The 18,560-nt window shown below is 68.6% G+C and carries 10 protein-coding genes; 5 read left to right on the top strand and 5 right to left on the bottom strand.

What is annotated here, in order from left to right:
• From ABD116_RS17325 to ABD116_RS17310, 4 genes are all read right to left on the bottom strand, one after another.
• Positions 1-337, bottom strand: a 337-nt coding sequence (locus ABD116_RS17325) for a MerR family transcriptional regulator (protein WP_343970541.1), incomplete at its 3' end; no start/stop codon positions are given.
• Positions 338-617: 280 nt separating this feature from the next.
• Entirely contained in the window at positions 618-1,271 is a 654-nt protein-coding gene (locus ABD116_RS17320) for a Rid family hydrolase (RefSeq protein ID WP_343970538.1), read from the bottom strand.
• Complete coding sequence (locus ABD116_RS17315; RefSeq protein WP_343970535.1) at positions 1,268-2,848, bottom strand: flavin monoamine oxidase family protein; 1,581 nt, start codon at positions 2,846-2,848, stop codon at positions 1,268-1,270. The genes ABD116_RS17320 and ABD116_RS17315 overlap by 4 nt, the downstream gene beginning before the upstream one ends.
• 148 nt (positions 2,849-2,996) lie before the next feature.
• On the bottom strand, positions 2,997-3,782 hold the full coding sequence (locus ABD116_RS17310; protein WP_343970532.1) for a S1 family peptidase: 786 nt from the start codon (positions 3,780-3,782) through the stop codon (positions 2,997-2,999).
• Positions 3,783-4,073: 291 nt separating this feature from the next.
• Here ABD116_RS17310 and ABD116_RS17305 point away from each other — a divergent pair, with 291 nt between their 5' ends.
• Complete coding sequence (locus ABD116_RS17305; RefSeq protein WP_343970529.1) at positions 4,074-4,778, top strand: GAF and ANTAR domain-containing protein; 705 nt, start codon at positions 4,074-4,076, stop codon at positions 4,776-4,778.
• On the opposite strand, the gene ABD116_RS17300 is transcribed toward ABD116_RS17305, so the two are convergent.
• Positions 4,769-5,788 carry a hypothetical protein gene (locus ABD116_RS17300; RefSeq protein ID WP_343970526.1) on the bottom strand — a complete coding sequence of 340 codons (1,020 nt, stop codon included), beginning with the start codon at positions 5,786-5,788 and terminating at the stop codon, positions 4,769-4,771. The genes ABD116_RS17305 and ABD116_RS17300 overlap by 10 nt on opposite strands.
• An 87-nt stretch (positions 5,789-5,875) precedes the next feature.
• On the opposite strand from ABD116_RS17300, the gene ABD116_RS17295 reads away from it, so the two are divergent.
• The 4 genes from ABD116_RS17295 (at position 5,876) to ABD116_RS17280 (ending at position 18,498) form a co-directional block, all read left to right on the top strand.
• Positions 5,876-6,844 carry a TIGR03885 family FMN-dependent LLM class oxidoreductase gene (locus tag ABD116_RS17295; RefSeq protein ID WP_343970524.1) on the top strand — a complete coding sequence of 323 codons (969 nt, stop codon included), beginning with the start codon at positions 5,876-5,878 and terminating at the stop codon, positions 6,842-6,844.
• Complete coding sequence (locus ABD116_RS17290) at positions 6,841-8,514, top strand: alpha-amylase family protein (protein ID WP_343970522.1); 1,674 nt, start codon at positions 6,841-6,843, stop codon at positions 8,512-8,514. The genes ABD116_RS17295 and ABD116_RS17290 overlap by 4 nt, the downstream gene beginning before the upstream one ends.
• Before the next feature lie 190 nt (positions 8,515-8,704).
• Positions 8,705-17,758: an RHS repeat-associated core domain-containing protein gene (locus tag ABD116_RS17285; RefSeq protein WP_343970519.1), complete on the top strand. Its 9,054-nt coding sequence runs from the start codon at positions 8,705-8,707 to the stop codon at positions 17,756-17,758.
• A complete protein-coding gene (locus tag ABD116_RS17280) occupies positions 17,755-18,498 on the top strand; it encodes a hypothetical protein (protein WP_343970516.1) in 744 nt (247 codons plus the stop codon). Before ABD116_RS17285 ends, ABD116_RS17280 begins: the two co-directional genes overlap by 4 nt.
• Positions 18,499-18,560: the final 62 nt, after the last annotated feature.

Raw genomic sequence — 18,560 nt, 5'->3', positions numbered from 1 at the left:
CCACCTTCGGTGAGTTGGGCGGGAGGGGGTTGGGGAGGGCGGCGATGGGTTCGAGGGTTTGGTTGGGGGCGCCGGCTAGTTCGGATTGGATTTGGGCGAGGGTGTGGCCTTGGGACTGGCGGCGTTTGATGGCTACCAGTTGGAGTAGATGGCGACGGCCGTACAGGGCGGTACGGCCGCGCATCTCGGTGGGGCGGTCGATCAGGCCGGTGGTGGTGTACCAGCGGATGGCGCGTTGGTCGGGGACTGGGCGGACTCGGCCGTTGGCTTGGCCCGGGTAGTCGGTCAATGCCGCTTCTACCCGTTCTGCCAGCTCGCTGAGAGTCCACAGTTCCATAACCAGATCATGACACTGTCATATGACACTGTCAACATCGCCAGGAGCGAGTACCCCCCTCGCCGCGCCCCGCGCCCCGCGCCCCGCGCCCCGCGCCCCCATCTCAGGGGTTAACCCCTCAAATGGCGGGTTGCCCCCTGAGAATCCAGCTGGGCAACCCCCCATCTCAGGGGTTAACCCCTGAGATGGGGGCGCGAGGCGCGGCGGGGGGAGGGCGAGTCTGCTGGGTGGGCCTGGGGCGAGGGGGGCGGGTGGTTGACGGGCGGGGTGGTCGAAGGGGTCAGTGTTTGGGGTAGGCGGCGTCTACTTCTACTTCGACCAGCCAGCCGGCTACGGGGAGGTTCTCGATTTCCAGGGCGAAGCGGGAGGGGCGGGAGCTGTTGACGACGAAGGGCTTGGCGGGGGCGGCGGTGCCGAGGGGGACGGGGACGAATTTGCCGGTGGTGAGGTCGGTGTTGGCGAAGTACTGGCGGTACGCGCGGTTCCAGCCGGCGAAGTCGGCGGCTGGGGCGCCCGCCGGGTTCTGCAGGAAGACGCGCATCGTGTAGACGTCGGAGTAGGAGAGACCGACCGCCTTGAGGTTCTCGCCGATCCGGCGCAGCGCGTTGATTCCCTGGGCTTCGGTGATCGTGACGCCGGCCGGCAACACCCCACCGGGGAAGATGACAGTGTCGACGTACGACGCTTCACTCCCGGCCGGAGCATCAGTGTTCAAGGCGCTCGGTCCGAGGCCGCTCGTCTTGTAGATCGGTGTGTCGGCTCCGATCCCCACGCCAGTGGCGATCAACGGATTCGCCTGGCCGGCCGGGAGGGCCGGTACGACGGTGCCGGGCCGCGGCGGTTTCGGGCGATCCCACCAGCCGTCGGCGGTCGCAGTACCGGCCGTGAAGGCCACCGCGACGACGGCGACCCCGGCCAACAGACGTGATTTCATCGGCTCATCACCTTGCTGTGAAGGGCGGTCACCGTCGCCCGGGCGGAGACCATCGCGCCGTGCTGCCAGGCGATGGTGTGGGTGAGGTGGTCACCGGCGAAGTAGATGTTGCCGGTCGGTTCGAGCAGCCTCGCGTAGACACCGTCGGTCTGCGACGGCCAGCCGACCCACGAACCGCGCGAGTACTCCGTCCCCGCCCAGTCCACCGAGAACGACGCCTTCACGTCCTTCCCGTAACCGTCGCCATGGATCTTGATGCCCTGGGCAATGGCTCGCTCGAGCCGCGCCGCCGGGCTGAGCGCCCCGTACGCCGTAGCGTTGGCACCCGTGTTGTAGTAACCGATCATCGTCCCGCGCTCACCGTGGAAGCCGGTCGACGGGTACCACATGTTCACCAGGTCGAGATTGCTGTTCGTGATGCCGCCGTAGATCCGGTGGTCGAGCTCCCACCAGCGCCGTCCGTACTCGATCCCGATCTTGCCCGCGTTGGTCGGCCTCGCGTACTGCAGGGCGGTGATGATGTCGCCCGGCAGGTTCGACGGCACGGTCGCCGCGATGTGCGGCGGCAGCGCGCAGATCGCATAGTCCGCTGTGATCTCACGAGGTTTGCCGCCACTGCTGTAGATCACCGAGACGCCGGTCGACGTGTTGCGCAACCCGAGCACCTTCGCGCCGTACACGAACTTCTCCCGGCCGATCGCCCGCTCGAACGCGTACGGGATCCGGTCCATCCCGCCGACCGGCTGGAACATCATCATCGCCTGGTCCCAGCCGAACTCGAACGAGAAGTAGTTCCCGACCCCACTGGCCAGCACATCGCTCAGCCCGTACGGCGCAGCGGTCCGCCCACCCTCCAATCCGGCCCCAGGCTCGACCTCGTACCCACGTCGTCCATCCGCGCCGGTGTACCCGAAGCCCGCCGCTTTGTTGCCGATAGCACCGAAACTGCTGAGGAAGCCGATCAGCGCCTCCTTGTCGGTCGGCGTCAGCAGGCTGTCGAGCGCACCCTGGTCGGTCGCCTTGGCGAGCAACTCGGAGACGTACCCGTAGACGTCGGCCTTCGCCGTCCGGTGCCGGATCGCCTTGTTCGAAAGGGAAGTACTGCCCTCACGATAGAGGTAGGCATCCGCGTTCTGGTTCACGAACGGCTCGATCGCGACGCCGAGCTCGCGGCAGTAGTCCAGGGTCACGTGGTGCTGCGGGATCCGGCCGGGCCCCGCGTTCATGTACTGGCCCTTGGAGAACTTGGCCCGTTGCGTGTTGCCGTGCAGGTCTTTCTCCTCGGTGCCGCCACGGACGGTCCAGTTCCGTCCACCCGGCCGCTGCCGGGCCTCCAGCAGGGTCACCTTGTAGCCGGCCTTGCCGAGTTCGTACGCCGAGGTCAGCCCGGCGATCCCGGCGCCGAGGATGACGATGTGCTTCTTGCCGCGTCCGTTCAGATCGGTGCGCGCCGGCGCCGCGAAGGCCGGTGTCTCAGCGGCGGTCGTCAGGCCGAGCGCGCCCATCGTCGAGTACAAGACACCGGCGCCACCGGTGATGCCGACCTGCTGCAGGAACTGCCGTCGGGTCTGGGGCATGTGCCAACTCCTCACTAGGCGGGTGGGGTTGCCTAGAAAGGTAAGGACAAAGTATTTCCCGGTCGTATCCGCGTTGTGAGTTCTTGACGGCGATCGCGACAGTAATGTTTCGTATTGACGACCCTGGGGTCGCGGTGGGTCTGCCGTGTTACCTGGCGAGCTGCGTCTGCAGGGTTTTCGCGGCCGAGGAAATCTGGGCGTAGACGCCGGGGTAGCCGGGCTCGGCGCAGCCTTTGCCCCAGGAGACGGTGCCGAGGAGGCGGCCGTTGAGGACTAGCGGGCCGCCCGAATCGCCTTGGCAGGCGTCCCGGCCGCCCTCGGGGTAGCCGGCGCAGATGTTCGTGGCGGCGGCGTAGCCGTTGGCGGTGTACTCCTTGTTGGCCAGGCAGGCGGCGTCGCCCAGGTCGGGCACGGCCAGCTTCTCGAGGGTGTCGGCGGGGCCGGTGTCCTGTGTGTCGCCCCAGCCGTAGACGGTCGGTACGGCGCCCTTGCGGTCGGCCTTCGGATTCGTCTCCAGCGGCAGAACCGGTACGCCGGTGAGCGGCCGGCTCAGTGTGAGTACGGCGAAGTCGTACTGGTTCTTGTCGTGGTCGTAGCCGGGGTGGACCCAAATCGACTTGATGCCGGAGGTGCGGCCGACGCTGGTGTCCGCCAGGTCCGGCCGGCCTTGGATCGCGGTGTAGGTCGAGGCGGGCTGATTCATGCAGTGGGCGGCGGTGATGAGCTTGGTCGCGCTGACCAGGGCGGCGCCGCAGTACCGGCCGGTCGCCTCGGCGGAGTTGGAGTTCGTCAAGGCGATCGCCCACGGGGCTTCTGTGGTGCTGGCCAGCGTGCCGCCAACGATCAGCTCGTGGTCGTGGCCGTCCGAAGCAGTCGCGGCGCCCGCGGTAGCGAGCAGGAGAACCCCGGCGATGGCGGCAGCACGCTTCAACATGCGAGCGAACCTACTGCAAGTGGTCGCGTGATCGCGGTAGGTCATCGGTACGTCGCTGAACCGACGAGTCTGAGGCTGGACGGCATCGGCGGCCCGAACCATGCTTAGGTCCGCGCTGTAGGGGCACAGGTCGGTCAAGAGGTTGTCGGAACTCGAGGTCCCACAACTTCAGGCCCCGGCGTTGAGCAAACCAGCGCCGGGGCCGTACCTTGCACAGATCCATGACGCACACTGGGGACAAGAGCGCCGAGTATCCCCGGGGGGAGATCGGCTTCGGGCGAGGAGCTGACGATGATCGAAGAACAGTCCCAGCATCTGGAGATCGCCGCCGCGATGACCGAGGTGGCGGCCGCGATGACCGGGCCGACGGACCTGGCCGAGACGCTGCTGGTGATCACCCGCTGCACGGTCGACAACATCCCGGGCATCGTCGACGCGAGTATCTCGATCACCGCCCGTGACGGCCGGATCGAGACGCTGGCGCCGACCGGCCCGCGGGTCACCCGGGCCGACCACCTGCAGTACGAGCTGGGTGAGGGGCCGTGCCTGGACGCGGCCATCGAGGATCCGGTGGTCGCGGTCAACGACCTCGCCAATGACCCGCGCTGGCCGGACTTCGGCCCCAAGGCGGCGGCGCTCGGATTCGGCTCGCAGGTCGCGTTCCAGTTCCGGGCCGAGCCGCACGTCCGTGGCGCGCTCAACCTGTACGCGCAGGAGCCGGACGCGATCGACAACGACTCGATCCAGCTCGGCAGCATGTTCGCGGGCCAGGTCGCCGTCGCGATGGGCTGGGCCCGCCAGGATCAGACCATGACCGAGGCGCTGGCCACCCGCAACCAGATCGGCCAGGCGGTCGGCATCGTGATGGAGCGCTACAAACTCGACTCCGACCGGGCGTTCGCCTTCCTCACCCGCCTCTCCCAGACCAGCAACACCAAACTGAACGCCATCGCCAAGGCCCTGGTCCAACAGACGAACGACATGTCTCAGCAGTGAGGTCGGCTGCGGCGCTGGTACGACACCGCGCCGACCGCCAGCGCGGTGCCTAGCCCACCGAAGGCCGCGCCGCCGAAAAGGACCATGTAGGCGATCCCGGTCGCCGTGAACGGACCGGGGTCGCCGTCGGGCGGGGCGACGCCGGTCACCATCAGCGACCCCCAGACGGCCAGCGGTACGCCGTACAGGACAAGGCTGACGCCGCCGACCCAAGCGGGCAGGAGCAGGAGCCACCGAGGCAGGCGCAGACCCCAGCGGTATAGCAGGGCGAGCACCAGCACCACACCGACGAGCGATGCCAGCACGGTGATGTCGATCCCGAGCCGCTCGAGCAGCCGGCTCAGTGCCGACGTCTCGCTGTTGTCCATCGACGTCCGCCACTCGGCCGCGGTCACCCCGAGCGCGCTCCCACCGAACCCCCAAACCAGCTTCACGCTTGCCCAAGGCAACAACCCTGCCAGGACCAGGTACGCCGTACGCCGCGTCCGCGCCGAAGCCGGTAGCAGCCGCGGCCGGACCAACGCGGCATCCGGCCGCAACGCCACCTCATGAGCGCCCCCACACCGTGGGCACCGCGACCGTCGCCGCCGTAGGTGCACCTGAGTGCTCGCGAACAACAGCCCAGCACCCACCGCTGCGACCACCTGCCCGGCCATCGCCCACGGCCGCTCCACAGTGCCGGCCGCGACCGCTCCGACTCCGCTCAGCGCAAGCCCGAACGTCCCCAGCAACGTCGTCCCGGTCGCGAAGACCAACCCCACCGTGGCCCACCGCGACTTCCCACGCGCCGACAGCAGACCGGCAACGCTTCCCAGCGCCAGCACCCCACCGACTACCACCGCGGTCACCGGCCCGCCGGGCGGATCCCCGTGCACGTTCGCGATCGGAAAACTCTCCCGCCCACCGGTCATCCAGTGCACCGCCAAGGCGCCGTACAGCACCGCCCAGTACTGCGTGACGCGCCCGACCCACGACGGCCAACGACGCCCCAACCCGACGAGTGTCTCCATGCCGCAACCCTCGTCCCAACCCTCCGGAACCAACTCCCTCCGCAGAGTGAACCGTGTAGTACTCGCTGGGGAGGGGAACGGGAAGCCATGACTGTCTACGGCTTCCATGCCTCGCACGAACAGGTCCCGCCCGCCGACCTGCTGAAGGCGGTGGTGCGGGCCGAGCAGGCTGGGTTCACCGCGGCGATGTGCTCCGACCACTTCAGCCCGTGGAGCACCCGCCAGGGTGAGTCCGGCTTCGCGTGGTCCTGGCTCGGCGCCGCGCTCCAGGCCACCGAACTGTCCTTCGGCGTCGTCAACGCGCCAGGTCAGCGCTACCACCCGGCGATCATCGCGCAGGCGATCGGCACGCTCGGGTCGATGTATCCGGGCCGGTTCTGGGCAGCACTCGGTACCGGCGAGGCGAGCAACGAGCACATCACCGGCGACGGCTGGCCGCGCAAGGCTGTCCGCCAGCAGCGGCTGGAGGAGTCCGTCGAGGTGATACGGAAACTCTTGCAGGGTGAAGAAGTGAGCCACGACGGGCTCGTCACGGTCGACCGGGCCCGGCTCTGGACGTTGCCGGACGAGCCGCCGGCGTTGCTCGGTGCGGCGGTCTCGACGGCTACCGCGGAGAGATGTGCCCGCTGGGCCGACGGGATGATCACCATCCCGGCGGAGGAAGACCAGTTGCGCCGGATGATTTCGGCGTACCGGGACAACGGCGGTCGCGGGAAGGTCTGTCTGCAGGTGCATGTGAGTTATCACCCGGACGAGGCAGAGGCGACCCGGATCGCGCACGAGCAGTGGCGGACCAACGTGTTCTCGCCGCCGTTCTGCTGGGACACGGAGACCGCCGAGGCGTTCGACCAGGCGGCCGAGCACGTCCAGCCCGAGGCCATGCACCAGGCCGTGCGGATCTCGTCCGACCCGGCGCAGCACGCCGACTGGCTCAACTCGTACGCCGGGTTGGGGTTCGACGCCATCTATCTGCATCACGTCGGGCAGGAGCAGTCGGAGTTCATCGACGTGTTCGGCGACAAAGTACTGCCCCAACTGGAGGTGACCCGCCCGTGAGGCTGACCGAGACCGCTGACGTCTGGTGGAAGAACGCCGTCGTCTACTGCCTGGACATCGAGACGTACTTCGACACCGACGGCGACGGGCGCGGAGACATCCGCGGACTGTCGCAACGGATCGACCACCTGGCCGAGTTGGGGGTGACGTGCCTGTGGCTGATGCCGTTCTACCCGACGCCGGATCGCGACGACGGCTACGACATCACCGACTTCTACGGCGTCGACCCGCGACTCGGCACGCACGGGGACCTGGTCGAGCTGATCACGCTGGCGCAGGACCGCGGGATCCGGGTGATCGCGGACCTCGTGGTGAACCACACGTCGGACCAGCACCCGTGGTTCAAGAGCGCCCGGGCGTCGCGCACGTCGCCGTACCGGGACTGGTATGTCTGGCGCGACGAGCCGCCGGCGAACCAGCACGAGGGGATCGTGTTCCCGGACCAGGAGGACAGCCTCTGGGAGTACGACGAGGAGGCCGGGCAGTACTACCTGCACCAGTTCTACAAGCACCAGCCCGATCTCGACATCGCGAACCCCGCGGTGCGCGAGGAGATCCTGAAGATCATCGGCTTCTGGCTGCGGCTGGGACTGTCCGGATTCCGGGTGGATGCGGTGCCGTTCCTACTGGACACCGCCGGCGCGACGGACGCGGCGAACCTGGCCGACCCGCACGACTACCTGCGTGACCTGCGCGCTTTCCTGAGCCGGCGAGACGGCCAGGCGGTGCTGCTCGGTGAAGTGAACCTGTCGTACAAGGACACCCGGACGTTCTTCGGTGACGAGGACGGCGACGAGCTCAACATGTGCTTCGACTTCATCGGCATGCAGAAGATGTACCTGTCCCTGGCGCGCCAGGACCCGGCCGAGCTGGTCAAGGCGCTGCGCGAGCGGCCCGCGCCGCCGGAGGAGGCGCAGTGGGGGACGTTCGTCCGCAACCATGACGAGCTGACCCTGGACAAACTGACCAAGGACGAGCGGCAGGAGGTCTTCGACGCCTTCGGGCCGGACGAGGACATGCAGCTCTACGGTCGCGGCCTGCGGCGCCGGCTGCCGCCGATGCTCGGCAACGACCAGGCCCGGATCAAGATGGTCTACAGCCTGCTCTTCTCCCTGCCCGGTACGCCGGTGTTGTTCTACGGCGAGGAGATCGGGATGGGTGAGAATCTGGCCGCTGAAGGGCGGAACGCGGTCCGTACCCCGATGCAGTGGACGACCGGCCCGACCGGTGGCTTCTCGACGGCCGATCCCGGCGACCTGGCCGGCCCGGTGGTGGAGGGTGACCTCTCGCCCGAGCACGTCAACGTCGCCGCCCAGCGCAAGGACCCCGACTCGCTGCTGAGCTGGATCAAGCTGCTCGCCCAGCGCTATCGCGAGTGCCCCGAGCTGTCCTGGGGTGAGTGCACGATCCTCGAGCACGACACGCCGTCGGTGGTCGCTCATCGCTCGGACTACGAGGACGGCACGATCATCGCCTTGCACAACTTCTCCGCCGAGCCCGCGGAGATCACCCTCGTCGTCGCGGGCTCCGGGGTCGGAGTACGGGTTGCTGACCTGCTCACCGGAGCGACCTCGGACGTCGAGAACGACGGCACGCTCCGCCACCAGGTCGGGCCGTACGGATGCTGCTGGCTGCGGGTTCTGCGGGCCGGCGACAGGTACCTCGTCTGAGCGTTGTCCAACAGGACAACAAGAGCAGTTCGGGAGGTTCTGGGCAGGTCCGTGCCGATTGTGGGCAGAGCTGTCCCAGCAGCGAATCGCCTGCATAGAATTCCCGGCGGCCGTCGATCGGCCGCCGGGGGTTTCTTGTTCGCGTACGGGTCTCTGCTGGGGGTTGTCTGTGCTGCGTCGATGCATCGTCATGCTCGTTTCCGCCTCGCTTCTCACCTCGTCCCTGGTGGTCCCGGAGGCCACGGCCAGGCCGGCCGCGGCCGAGGTTCCGGCGAGCACGACCCAGGCCGCGGCGGCTCCTGAGCTGCAGCCGGCCGCCGGTCAGTTCGTGCCGGTCGCGCCGGCGTCGGTGATCAACGGTGTCGCCGTGGCCGCGGCCGGCGTCTCGACCGTCACGGTCGCCGGTGCCAACGGCATCCCGGCCGCCGCGCAGGTCAGCGCCGTGGCAGTCCAGGTCACTGCGATCGGGACCACCGCCGCGGGCTACGTCCAGGCGTACGCGGCCGGTACTACGCGTCCCACCGACAGCACCAACAACTTCGTCACCGGTCGCAACACGGCCAGCTACGACGTCGTACCGGTGTCCGCGTCGGGCCAGATCAGCGTCTACTCCAGCGCCGCGTCGAAGGTCTGGGTCAGGCTCCGTGGCTACTTCACCTCGTCCTCGGCAGTGACGGCCGGCTCCACCTTCGTCCCGCTTCCGGCGACCACGGTGATCAACAACGTCGCGCTGGCCGCCAACGGAACGACCAACTACACCTTCGCCGGCGCCAACGGCATCCCCGCCGCCGCCGACGTCGCAGCCGTCGCCATCGAGGTCACCTCGGCCGCACCGACGGCGGCAGGCGTCCTCAAGGCCTATCCGACAGGCGAGGCCGCACCGGCCGACGCTGCCGTGAACTACCCGGTCACGCAGGCCCAGACCAACTACGAGACGGTCAGACTGTCCGCTGCCGGGCAGGTGACCTTCTCGGCCAGCGGTGCCACCAAGCTGACCGTCCGACTCCGCGGGTACTACTCCAAGCCGACCGCCACCGCAGCAGCCGCCTCGTACGTCTCAGTCGCCCCGGCGACCGTCGTCAACAACGTCGCCCTGGCAGCAGCCGGCACTACGACCGCCACTCTCGCCGGCGCCAACGGCGTACCGGCCGCAGCGACCGTCGCAGCCGTCGACGCCAACGTCGTAGCGTCCGCCCCGACCGCCGCCGGCTTCCTGACCGGCTACGCGGCCGGTACGACGCGGCCCACTGACGCGTCGGTGTACTACGCCAACGCCACCAACACGGCTGCCCACGACACCCTCAAGATCTCGTCGGCCGGGCAGACCACTTTCTACGCCAGCGGAGCGACCAAGCTGATCCTGCGCCTGCGCGGCTACTACAAGAAGCCCACGGCTCCACTGGCCCCGACCGGCATCACCGCCGCGGCTGCGGACGGCCGGGCGACTGTCGGGTGGACCGTCCCGAAGGACGGCGGCGCCGCAATCACCGGCTATACGGTGACGGCGAACCCGGGCAACCTCAAGACCACCGTCGGTGCGACAGGTACCGCGACTATCACCGGCCTGACCAATGGCACGCCTTACACGTTCGCAGTACAGGCAATCAACGCCGCCGGCACCAGCACTGCCTCTGCGTCCTCCAAGCCCGTCGTGCCGATGGGTGGCGAGGTCCTCTACGCCCATGACGCCGCCGGCCGGGTCAAGGCCGTCTTCACCTCCGACGGCGCGGGTGTGGCGTACCAGTACGACGCAGTCGGCAACATCACCGCCACCCAGGCACTGCCCGCCAACCAGCTGACCGTTGCCCAGGCCGGCCCGGCGACCGCCGTCGTCGGCGACTCCTACGAGATCTACGGCACCGGCTTCGGACTCGACCCCGAGCAGGTGTCGGTGACCATCGGCGGCGCCACCGCGCCGATCACCTCGTTGCGACGCAACCACCTGGTCGTCACCGTGCCCGCGGGAGCAACCACCGGCCAGGCATTGGTGAACGTCTCCGGTACGACGGTCACCGCCGGCTCGGTCACCCTGCTGGCCGCGCCGCAGGTCACGAGTGTCAGCCCTACGATCGTCGACCGTGGCGCGACATTGACCGTCACCGGCAGCAACTTCGCCCCGGCGACCACCGCCAACACCGTGTCGGTCAACGGCACCAAGCTGCAGGTGCTCTCGGCGACCGCGACGACCCTCACCGTCCGGGCGCCCGGCTTCGGCGTGGCCGGCAAGCTGATGATCCGGACCCGGGCCGGCACTGTCACCTCGGCCGGTCAGGTGACCGTACCGCCGTCACCGTTCCTGGCCGTGGACGTCGCAGCCTCGGTGCACCTCACTCCCGACGCCTCCGCGACCATCACGATGGCAACGTCCAACCAGCTGGCCTTGTTCAGCATCGACGGCACTGCCGGGCAGCGACTCGGGTTCCAGGTCGACGAGACGATCAGCGGTTGCTACGAAGCGCACATCTGGGCGCCGGACCGCACTGCGGCGTACGCCGAGGAGACGATCTGCGGCAAGGACTACCTGGAACTGCCGCGACCGGCCGTCAACGGCACCTACCTCGTCGAGCTGGACCCGCGGAACCCCGAAACCGGCACCTTCACCGTGGTGGCCCGGCAGAGTGCCGATCTCACCGCGCCGCTGACGATCGACGGTCCGGCCGCGAGCCTGACCACGACCGTCGCCCCCGCCCACGCGACCTTCACCTTCACCGGCGCCAAGGGCCAGCTCGTCTTCACCACGTTGACCGCGCCCAGCAACCTGGCCTCCGGGGCAGTGCTCTGGGGTCCGCACGGCCAGAAGCTGGTGACCACCAACTCGTACTACGGCAGTACGAGCGGCTTCCTCACCTCGGTCCTGCTGCCCGAGGACGGCGTCTACACCGTCGACGTGGATCCTTACAACTTCGAGCTCGGGACCTACACCGCCCAGGTCAACCTGGTCCCGACCCCGATCTCGGCGACCACCACGCTCGACGGAGCAGCCGCGCGACTGACCATCACCAAGCCAGGGCAGACCGGCTCGGTCGCCTTCACCGGTACGCAGGGCCAGCTGGTCCATGTCGACCTCGCCACCCAGCTGACGTCGACAGCGACAGGCAAGGTCACCCTGCGCGGTCCGGACGGCTCGTTCCTGTTCCGGGACCAGACCTGGACCTACTTCATGGACTACCTCGCCGACCGCTACGTGCTGCCGCAGACAGGTGAGTACCTGTTGCTGGTCGAGCCGGCCGGCGCGCAGACGGGCACGATCGACGTCGCGGTCAACACGATCCCGGCGGATGCCGTCGTCGCCACCACGGTCGACGCCGCGGCCGTTGCCGTCAGCAACAGTAAGCCAGGGCAGCTGGCCCGGATGACCTTCCCGGCCACGGCCGGCCAGCGGGTGATGATCACCTGCGTCGCGATCACCGGGCACGAGTACGACGTCAGCTACCAGCTGCTGAACCCGGCCGGGACGAAGGTCGAGACCGGCAACTGCGCCTCGTCGGACAAGGGCATCCTCTTCGACACCCGGGCGCTGACGGCAGGCACCTGGACCGTCCTGGCCGACCCGAACCGGGCACTCCTGCTCACCTCCACCCTGCGGGCGGTCTCGGTCGCGGCGGACCCGGTGGTCAACTCGACGCTCGGCTCCAGCGCGGTGGTCAACCTCCTACCGGGTCAGAACGGCACTGTCGTCTTTCCCGTCACGGCTGGCCAGCGGATCTACGTCGGCTGCACGCTGAGCGTTCCGGACCAGCAGTACGACATCTCCTTCGAGTTGCTGCGCCCGGACGGCACCAAGGCCGACAGCGGAAGTTGCTACACCTCCTTCAAGGGTGAACTCTTCGACACTGTCACTGCCGCGGCCGGCGGCAACTGGACAGTGCGGATGGATCCGAAGCTCAACGCGAACGCGGGCGCGACGATCGGCCTGTACGCCGTACCGGCAGACGCAGCCCCGACGGCGACGATCGGTGGCGCGGCGGTCACCTTCGACACCGTGGTCGGCCAGAACGCCACAGTCTCCTTCACCGCGACGGCCGGGCAGCGCGTGCTGATCGGCTGCAGCCTCGTGGACTGGGCCGCCAAGCAGTACGACGTGTCCTTCAAGCTGCTGCGGCCGGACGGCACCACGGAGAAGACCACCAGCTGCTACGAGTCCAGCGGCGGGATGCTGGTCGACACGATCGCCCTCGCCCAGGCGGGGACGTGGCAACTGTTCGTCGACCCGGACTACATGGTGACCAGCCGGACCACTGTCCGCTTGTACTCGGTACCGGCTGACGTCGCGAAGACCACGACTGTCGGCGGCGCCGGTGTGAGCGTGACGACCGTGGTCGGGCAGTCCGCCACGATCACGTTCACCGGCACGGCCAGCCAGAAGATCAAGGCCACCGTGAGCTCGTCGAGCTATCCGGCGTGTGGCGGCTACCTGCGGCTGCGCAACTCGGCGGGCACCAACCTCACCTCGACCTGCCTGACGGCTGCCGGCTACCTGACCTACACGTTGCCGTCCGCGGGCACGTACACGCTGTTCGTCGATCCGGCGGAGCTCAGCACCGGTACTGCGACGATCGCGGTCGCCAACAATCCGACGGCGGCTGCCGCGAACCTCGAGGACCGGCGGGACTTCCCGCGCGCCGAGCCGGCGGCAGCTCCCGCTCGCGCTGTCAAGACGAACGAGGAGGAGCCGCCACCGCCGCCGGTCTATCCGCGGAAGCGGGACGCGTCGCTGACCGGGCGGATCCTGCGCACCGACGGCAAGCCGCTGGCCGACGTGACGGTTCGGGTCGCCGATCGCGCGGTGAGGACGAAGGCGGACGGTTCGTTCGTCCTGACGCGTCTTCCGCAGGGCACGTTCCTGTTCGTGATGGATGGCAGGACGGCGTCGACCCGGCGGACGAAGTACGGGTACTTCGATGTCCAGGTCAACCTGCGCAAGGGTGCGAACAAGCTGTTCTACCAGCCGTACCTGCCGATTCTCGACACCGCGAACGAGATCAGCATCGCGGGCCCGACAACGGAAGCGGTAGTGCTGAAAACCTCCAAGGTGAAGGGCCTGGAGGTGCACATCCCGGCCGGGGTGACGATCACCGACGCCGACGGCAAGAAGGTGACGAAGGTCGGGATCACCCCGATCCCGGTCGACCGGACGCCGATCCCGATGCCCAAGGGCGTCCAGGTGCCGGTGTACTTCACGGTCCAGCCCGCCGGCGGTGAACTGCACGGCGGCGAGGCGAAGATCTACTACCCGAACTACCTCGACCAGAAGCCCGGTACCCGGCTCAACTTCTGGAGCCACGAGAAGTACGCCGAGGGCTGGGAGGTCTACGGGATCGGGACGGTCACGGCCGACGGGACCCAGGTCCTGCCCGACCACGACACCGCGATCGAGAACTTCGACGGCGCGATGATCAACGTCTCGGGCTGGCTGGAGGGCCTGACCAAGGGCATCCTCGAGGCGCTCGGCTCCGCCGGGGACCCGGTCGATCTGGGCACCGGACGATTCACCTACACGCAGACCGACCTGACGCTGGGTGGCTTCGTCCCGATCGAGGCAGAGCGTGCCTACAGCTCCGGCGACGGCCGGGCCCGGCCGTTCGGGATAGGCACCATCGGGACGTACGACACCTTCCTGACCTCCAAGAAGCAATGGCAGGAAGCCGATCTGAACCTGATCGACGGCAGCCAGGTGCACTTCGCCCGGACCTCGCCGGGGACCAGCTTCACCGACGCTGCCTTCGAGGCGCGCGGGACCATCGGGCAGTTCGCCGGGGCCACGATGGCGTGGAACGGTCGTGGCTGGGATCTGCGGCTGCGCGACGGCACCGTGCTGATCTACGGCGACGAGGCCCCGCTGCAAGGGATCCGGGACCGCTTCGGCCACACCGTGACGATCCGGCGGATCGCGAAGAACGTCTACGGCAGCCAGATCGGCGCGATCGTCTCGATCACCTCCTCGGAGGGCTTCTGGCTCACCTACGACTACGACACGGCCGGGCAGGTTCTCGCGATCCACGACAACGCCGGGCGCACTGTCTCGTACACGTACGACACCGGTCTGCTGAAGACCGTGACGGACGTGAACGGCGGCGTCACGACCTACGGGTGGGACACCGCCAAGCGGCTGACCACGATCACGGACGCGAAGAACCAGGTGTTCCTGACGAACACGTACGACACGAACAACCGGGTGATCCAGCAGCAGTTGGCCGATGGTGGGCTGTACAAGTTCGACTACGTGCTGGACAGCACCGGCAAGAAGGTGGTGAAGACCACCGTCACCGACCCGGCCGGCGCCAAGCGGGTGGTCGAGTACGACGCGGCCGGCTACCTGGTCAAGGACACCAGCGCCTCCGGTACTGCGAACGAGCAGGGCTACAGCCTGGAGCGCGACCCGGCGAGCCACCTGCCGACCAAGACGACCGACACCGACGGCCGCTCGATGGTCAGCACCTACAACGCGAACCAGCAGGCCACCTCGACCACGGTGACGCTGGGGACCGAGCAGCAGCAGGAGACCGCGACCTACAACGGGCCCGAGGGCGCGATGGACTCGACCACCGACGCGCTGGGCAACACCACCCGCTACACGTTCGATGCCTTGGGCAACGTCGAGACGACGACCGACGGGGAGGGCCGCAAGACCACCTACGAGTGGAACGACGAGGGGCTGATGACCAAGCAGACCCCGGACGGCGCCGGCTCGACGACGTACGAGTACCTGGACGGCATGACGTCGGAGGTGACCGATCCGCTCGGCCGCAAGACGACGTACGGGGTCGATCCTGCCGGGCGGGTGCAGGAGACGGTCGGGCCTGACGGCAGCGTCTCGACCGTGCAGTACGACGCCGCCAACCAGGTGCTGTCGACCAAGGACCCGCTGGGGTCGGTCACCACGTACAAGTACGACAAGAACGGCAACCTGGAGTCGCTGAAGGACGCCCGGGGCGGGACGACCACCTGGGCGTACGACCTGATGGACCGGGTGCACGAACTGACCGACCAGGTCGGCAAGAAGACGACGTACACCTACAACGCGCTCGGCCGGCCGGAGACCATCACCGACCGGCGCGGGCTCACCACCGAGTACCGGTACGACGCGCTGCAACGGGAGGTGTTCACCGGGTACGGCCGGACGGGCTCGCCGGGCGCATATCAGTACCAGTCGACTCTGATCTCGGCGTACGACGACAAGGGCCGGCTCGAGTCGGTCACCGACTCCACCGCGGGTGCGGGGTCGGTTGCCTACACCTACGACGGCAAGGACCGGGTCGCGACCGAGACGACTCCGCAGGGCACGATCACGCGCGAGTGGGACGACACGGGCCGGTTGAAGACGCTCAAGGTGCCAGGGTTGCCCGACACGGCTTATGAGTACGACAAGTCGGACCGGCTGACCAAGGTCACCCGTGGGGCGGTCGTGGCGTCGTACGGGTACGACTCGACCGGGCGGCTCAAGACGCAGTCGCTGCCGGGTGGGGTTGTGCGCACGTCGTCGTACGACCTCGCGGGCGGCCTGACCGGGTTGACGTTCGCGTCCGGTACGCAGGTACTGGGTGACCTGACGTACCACTACGACGCTGCCGGGCGGTTGGACCGTACTGGCGGCTCGTGGGCGCGTGCCGACCTGCCGTCGCCGGTCGCGTCCGCAGTGTTCGATCCGGCCAACCGGCTGACGTCGCTGGACGGCGTCACCCGCGCCTATGACCCGGAAGGCAATCTGACCGACGACGGCACCTCGACGTACACGTGGAACGCCCGCGGTGAGATGACGGCGACCACGGGTGCGGTGGGGGCCTCGCAGATGCGCTACGACCCACTGGGCCGTCGCATCGGCGCCACAGTCGGCGGCGAGACCTGGAACCTCCGGTACGACGGCGACAACGTGCTGGTCGAGGACGGTCCCGGCACTGCCGACGCGACGTACCTCTCCGGGCTCTCCACCGACTCGGCGGCCGCCCGGGTCGACGGGCTGGACGGGACAGGCAGTGCCTCTGCACTGCTCACGGATCGACAGGGCTCCGTGGTGGCAAGGACGGTGCCGGGCACTTCGACCGTTGCGGCGGAGTACACGTACGACCTGTACGGCAAGGCGCGTTCCAGCCTCGCGGGCGACGCCAACCCCGTTCGCTACACAGGACGCGAGTCCGGGCCGGGTACGCCCGCAGGACTGCAGTTCAACCGGGCCAGGTGGTACGAGCCAGGCACCGGCCGCTTCCTGTCCGAGGACCCCGCCGGGTTCGAAGGCGCGGGGCCCAACCTCTATTCGTACGTTGACGGCGACCCTGTGGACGCAACGGACCCCAGTGGCGCGGTACCGCAGATCGTCGCGGCGTGTGCGGGTGGCGCGCTCATCAACACCGTCGCGGGCGCACTGCTGGGTCGCAAGCACACCGCGGGTGACTACCTGCGCGGGCTGGCCAAGGGCTGCGTCGACGGCGTGCTGATGTTCGGGGTCGGCAAGTTCCTCAGCGTGGGACTGCGCTCGGCCCGGCCCTTCGCCCGATACCTCGACGAGGCGGCCGAGACGGCGGCCAAGGCCTGCAGCTTCACCGGCGAGACGCTGGTACTGATGGCGGACGGTTCCAAGAAGCCCATCTCGCAGGTCGAGGTCGGCGACGAGGTGCTGGCGACGGATCCGGAAACCGGTGAGCAGGGGCCGCACAAGGTCGCCCAGGTCTTCGAGCACTCCGACCGGGTGATCGATCTCGAAGTGGCCGGTGACGTGGTCACCACGACCGCGAACCACCCGTTCTGGAACGCCACCGATCGGCGGTTCGAGCCGGCCGCGGAGCTGGACCGGGGCGACCAGGTCCAGTCGGCCGACGGCCGGCGCTTCACGATCGGCGGGCTGAAGACCGGTGGCGCGCGGCAGGCGGCGGCCTACAACCTCAGTGTCGAGGGCATCCACACGTACCACGTGGGCCCCGACGAGCTGCTGGTGCACAACGCGTGCGTGATCCCGAAGATCACCCCCCGAGGCCTGCAGCACTCGTTCGGGCGGCATGCGGAGCAGTGGTTCGGCCGGGAGGTCGGATCGAGCAAGATGGGCGAGTGGAGCGCGCTGATCCAGCGGGCGTCGCAGAGCGGCAAGGTGTTCCCGTGGTCGAGCGGCTCGACCGCCACCCAGGCGCACCTGGCCCGGATCGACGGCAAATGGTTCGTCGCCCAGTTCGACCGAACCACCGGTGACCTGGTGACGGCCTTCGTACCCAACAACAAGCAGGTGTCCGCGATGCTGCGACTATTGGGCAAGTGAGCAAGGACGCGCTCTATCCGGACCCACCGCACCTGACGATCGCAGTCTGGTCGCCCGAAGACGAGGAATCGGTCTTCGGGCGCGCCTGCGACGTCGTGGTGGCGGCGGGCTGCGCGCCGGCCGGGGTGGTCGAGTCCGCGCCTCGCGGCCGGCAGTACGCGATGCTGCAGGATCTGGACGACCGGTCGACCGCTCAGCTCGGTGCGGACGCGTTCGACGCGGTCGTGCACGGCCGGGATCCGGTCCTGCGGCCGCTGAAGGCGGGTTACCGGGTCAAGGGCTGGGGCGCCGTCATCGTGGAGCACCTCCTCGGTACCGAGAAGGAGATGCACCCGGTGGCGGTCTCGCTGGCCGCTGACCGGCTCGGCCTTCCGGACTCGAGCTGGAAGGCGAGCGACCGGAAGGCGGCCCGTCGGCTCGCGCAGTGGGCGACCGGCGTGCTGCGGGAGCTCACTGTCGGTACGGGAGCCGTCTACGGAGCGATCGGTGTGGAGGAGACGCTGCCGACCCCGAGCGCGTTACGGTCGGGTGCGCCGGTCGGGACTGTGGTCTTCGTCGCGTCGGCGCTGCCGGACGTACAGGCCCTCTTCGGGGCCGCTGTGCCGGGGGTGCAGTGGCCGACAGGGGAGTTCTTCCCGGGCTGGCACCCCTTCGCCGAGTCACCCGTCGTGGTCGACGAGAAGAGGTTGCCGGCCGCCTCGTTCGGGCTGGGACGGGCGCTTTCCGGCCGGGCCGGATGAATTCACGGGGTGGATTGGCACCACGGTTCCGCAGTTGGGGGTAGAGGTGGGTACCGTCATCG

Origin of the sequence: Kribbella koreensis (assembly GCF_039525325.1) — a bacterium.
In the GTDB taxonomy this organism is placed as follows: domain Bacteria; phylum Actinomycetota; class Actinomycetes; order Propionibacteriales; family Kribbellaceae; genus Kribbella; species Kribbella koreensis.
The sequence above is the reverse complement of the archived record's forward strand: the minus strand, read 5'-3'. Positions and strand labels throughout refer to the sequence as shown.